The sequence below is a fragment of the Lacrimispora amygdalina genome, from assembly GCF_003432035.1.
Classification (GTDB): Bacteria; Bacillota; Clostridia; order Lachnospirales; family Lachnospiraceae; genus Lacrimispora; species Lacrimispora amygdalina.
In genome coordinates this window covers 1-589 of the sequence record NZ_QOHO01000164.1, presented here as the reverse complement: position 1 = coordinate 589, position 589 = coordinate 1, and the positions used below count along the sequence as shown (strand labels likewise).

Sequence of the window (589 nt, the reverse complement as noted above, 5' to 3'; positions counted from 1 at the left end):
GGGAAAGCCGGGGGGAACGCAGGATGGGGGGGGATCCCGCGGCGGCCGGAGGCGGGCCCCCCGCGACCGGGGGGGGGCTATTTTCATGCCCTGGGGCGGAAGATGCCGCCACCCAAGGGGAGGCCCGCCATGAAATTGCGTCTTGCCGCGGTCGCGCTGGCCGCCGTCGCGCTGGCCGGTTGCGCCGGCACTTCGAAGGTCATGCTTGGCGAGGCGCGCGCGCCGATCGATCCGGCGCAGGTGCGCATCTACGGCCGCCCGGCGCCGGGCTCGGTCGAAATCGCCCACGCTGGAAGCGACCAGTGCGGTCGGCTTCGGCACCCAGGGCCAGACCGATGCGGCGGTGGCCCGGTTGAAGCGCGAGGCGGCGGCGCTGGGCGCCAACGGCGTGGTCCTGGTCGGCGTGGGCGGCAGCGGTTCGCCGGTCGGCATGTCGGTGGGCGCGGGCACGTTCGGCCGCCACAGCGGCGGCGGACTCAGCGTCGGCATTCCGACCACGCAGAAGAAGGCGGCCGGCGTGGCGATCTGGGTGCCGGAAGCGGCGGTGCCGCCGGCGACCACGCCCTGAGGCGGCGCGGCCGCGCATAGG

At 75.6% G+C, this 589-nt stretch carries 1 protein-coding gene; it reads left to right on the top strand.

Going from position 1 to position 589, the window contains the following annotated elements:
- The first annotated feature begins 205 nt into the window (after positions 1 to 205).
- A complete protein-coding gene (locus tag DS742_RS28470; RefSeq protein ID WP_205692833.1) occupies positions 206 to 568 on the top strand; it encodes a hypothetical protein in 363 nt (120 codons plus the stop codon).
- The last annotated feature ends 21 nt before the right edge of the window (positions 569 to 589 follow it).